This is a genomic window from Paenibacillus arenilitoris, from assembly GCF_014705655.1.
GTDB classification, from domain to species: Bacteria; Bacillota; Bacilli; order Paenibacillales; family Paenibacillaceae; genus Pristimantibacillus; species Pristimantibacillus arenilitoris.
Genome location: NZ_JACXIY010000072.1, coordinates 1 through 3,570, shown reverse-complemented (window position 1 = coordinate 3,570; position 3,570 = coordinate 1). Strand labels below are relative to the sequence as shown.

Genomic DNA, 3,570 nt, shown 5'->3' with positions numbered 1-3,570 from the left:
AGGTTCTGGATCGTCCCCGCCTCCGCGAATTTGAAAAACTGCGGCCCCGACACGTAGAACACGTCCGGCGTCTTGCCCGACGCCACAAGCGTCGACAGCTTCTGGTTGTACTCCGCCGGCGGTACGCTCGTATATTCCACCTTCACGTTCGGATATTTCGTTTCGTACGACTTGATCAGCTTTGTGAAAATATCCTTCTCCTGCGGGCTGCCGTGGCCCATGAACGATATTTCCACCTGCTCCTTCGGCGCGTTCGCCGCGTTGTCCGGCGCATTGCCCGCATTTCCCCCCGCATTGTTATTCGTTCCTCCGCCCGACGAGCATGCCGACATCAGCATGCCGGCGCACAGCGTAAGTACGAGCGATAAGCGCATTGGCCCTTTTTTCATCATTTCTTAAGACGCCTCCCTTTTTTTGAATTTCCCCATTTCTTGCCGGTGCGCATTCGCAGACGAATTATGCAAACGCTTCCTTGAATGCACCCTCATTCTAAATTATATTGTTATACTTTTAAATACTGTATTTAGTATAAAATTCACCTCACTCAGTCATCAACTTCATCTCCCCATCCGAACAGCGCATGACGAATAATGTAGAAAGTCTTTGTTTACAGGCATTTTGACAAATCTCTTACACCAAAAGACCCATCCAAATCTTTCTATACTAATCTTAGTATATATTTAAATACTAACATCCGTTATAATCCAATTCGAAGCGCTTACATTATTGCGGGAGGAGCTGATGCAAGTCTCTCGTTTCCCTGATTCGATTATTTTATCGCTAAGGAGATGATCCCATGCACGTTCGAAAAAAGGTCAAAATAACCGCTTTATCGCTCGCCCTTCTCATCCTCGCAAGCATCCTCCTGCCCGGCTTCAAGCTGTTCGCGGCGCCCGGGATGGCGTGGCCGGCCAATACCGCGACCGTCTTCGCGCCGTCAAGCGGCGGAGTCTGGTATCCCCGGCTGCTCAAGCTGAGCAACAACGAGATTCTCGCCTCCTTCGACACGAACGCCGGCGGCGGCAATACGCGGGTCATGGTGTCCCGCAGCAAGGACGGGGGACATAGCTGGTCGGCCGCGGTCACGGCGGCGGCGGATGCAAGCGGCAACGTCGGCAACGGTCAAATGCTCCAGCTTCCTAGCGGCGAAATATGGCTTTCCTACCGGCTGGTCGTCCAATCCGGAAGCACCTACACGACCTACCTCCGCACCAAAAAAAGCACCGACGGCGGCGTCACGTGGTCCGATCTGGCGAACGGGCAAATCGGGATGACGACCGCGAATTCGTTCAAAGGCTTATGGGAGCCTCATCTCATCATGATCGGCAATACCGTAGCCGTCCATTACGCGGACGACAGCCCCGCCGCCGTAGGAACGACAGGCCAGCAAAAGCTTATGATGAAAACATGGACGGGCAGCGGCTGGTCATCGGGAAGCGTCGTCAGCGACGGCGTCGCGGCCGGCTCGAGGGACGGCATGCCGGTCGTCACGCAAATGGCGAACGGCAAGTACATGCTCGTTTTCGAAGCGACCGACGTGGCCGGACATCCTTTTGTCGTCAAATACAAAATATCCGACGATGGTTATAACTGGAATGTCCCAAGGCAAACCTTGTACATCCCCTCCAAGACCGGCAAAAAAGCCGGCGCGCCTTTTGTCGCGAGGCTCGGCGACGGCCGGCTGCTCGCCTCCTTCCAAACCGATAACGACAGCGTCAACACGGGCGACGCCTACTCCTCCATGTACACGATGATCAGCGCGGACAACGGCGCGACATGGCAGTTCCGCACGAATATTTTTCCGGTCAGCAATACGACGAATGCCAATTGGAACGCGCTGCTGCCGGTCGACGACACTCATGTTCTCGCGGCGACGAGCGCCAATTATCCGAGCAGCGGCGTATACGTCCGTTTCGGTCATGCCGTGACGCCGTCCAATACGAATTTGGTCACGAACCCCGGCTTCGAGACGGCGAACGTCAGCGGCTGGACGACCTATGGGGATGATTTTCCGGCACGCATCCTGGTCCATGGCACGAATGACGGAGTCGGGTTGCCGGCGGCGGACGGCAATCATTTTATCGGACTGGCAGGTACGAGCGGACCTGCAACCGCGTATGTCGGACAGACGATCAGCGGTCTGGACAACGGCTCTTATACGATGCGCGCCTATATGCGGAGCAGCGGCGGACAGAACGCCTGCATCATGGAAGCGAAGGATTACGGCGGAGCGATGAGGCAAACGGCATGCCCGGTCACCGTCAACTGGACGCAGGTGACGATTTCGAACATCGCCGTGACGAACGGCCAGGCGACGATCGGCTTTTACGTATCGAACAGCAGCGCAAGCCAGTGGGCGGACATCGACCGGGTCGAATTTATCCGCAGCGATGCCTATAACGGCGTTGCGTCCGGCGGTATTTACAAGCTCATCAATTCGAACAGCGGCAAAGCGCTGGAGGTCGACGCATGGGGTACCGCGAACGGCTCGAACGTGCAAATTTGGACGGAAGGCGCCAGCCAGGCCAATCAGTTGTGGCAGCTGACGCATGTGGGCGGCGGCGCTTACAAGCTGATCAACGTGCATAGCGGCAAAGCGCTGGAGGTCGACGCATGGGGTACCGCGAACGGCTCGAACGTGCAGATTTGGGACTATTCCAGCCAACATTGGCGGATCGTGGATACCGGCAGCGGCTATATGAAGCTCATCGACGCGAACAGCGGCCGCGCGCTCGACGTGGCGGGCTCCGGCACAGCCAACGGCACGAACGTGCAAATTTGGGATGACCTCGCGGGCGGCGCCCAGCGCTGGAAGCTCGTCCGGGTCAGCTGACCCGCCGCGGCTACCGGAATCTACTTGCCGCACGAGAGTTACGCGGTCTACGCCATCGTGCTTCGGGCGTGGGCTCGCGTGATCTGGGCCTGCGTGATCTAGGCTAGCGTGATCTGTGCCCTTCTAACGCATGAATGAATGTAATGATGCAATTTGAACGCTGAAACGGTTGGCTTTGGATTCGGATTGTCTTTGCGGCAAAATGCTGGGGAGTCTGCGCTCAGGGCAACTTTGAGTGGATTTTATCCAACCAAACGGCCGGATCGTCGCTCGGATTATAGTTTGATTGGAGTTTATACAGGCAAAAGGGAGCATTGGGGGATTAAGTCACTCTCATGCGGCGATTTGACTGTACGTTATCCAATCAAACCTCCCCTCTGTCGGGTATTCCTTTCATTTGACTGGATGAAATCCAGTCTAAACCGTGATTAGCCGCATAGCCGAGGGCTGATGGCGGTTAGATTGGTTGGTGGGTTGTGGGTTGTGGGTTGTGGGTTGTGGGTTGTGGGTTGTGGGTTGTGGGTTGTGGGTTGTGGGTTGTGGGTTGTGGGTTGTGGGTTGGTGGGTTGGTGGGTTGGTGGGTTGGCGGGTTGGCGGGTTGGTGGATTGGTGGGTTGGTGGGTTAGTGGGTTGGTGGGTTGGTGGGATGGTGGGTTGGCGGGTTGGCGGGTTGGCGGGTTGGCGGGTTGGCGGGTTGGCGGGTTGGCGGGTTGGCGGGTTGGCGGGTTGGCGGGTTG

At 56.7% G+C, this 3,570-nt stretch carries 2 protein-coding genes; one reads left to right on the top strand and one right to left on the bottom strand.

What is annotated here, in order from left to right; all coding sequences use genetic code 11:
• On the bottom strand, positions 1-392 hold a 392-nt coding region (locus IDH41_RS30905), incomplete at its 3' end, for an ABC transporter substrate-binding protein (protein WP_223830214.1).
• A gap of 404 nt (positions 393-796) precedes the next feature.
• Between IDH41_RS30905 and IDH41_RS30900 the strand changes: the two genes are divergently transcribed.
• A complete protein-coding gene (locus tag IDH41_RS30900) occupies positions 797-2,833 on the top strand; it encodes an RICIN domain-containing protein (protein WP_190868181.1) in 2,037 nt (678 codons plus the stop codon).
• Positions 2,834-3,570 lie beyond the last annotated feature (737 nt).

Bases quoted from the DNA above. Each gene is read 5' to 3' on its own strand.
- IDH41_RS30900 (WP_190868181.1), top strand. From the start codon at position 797: ATGCACGTTCGAAAAAAGGTCAAAATAACCGCTTTATCGCTCGCCCTT.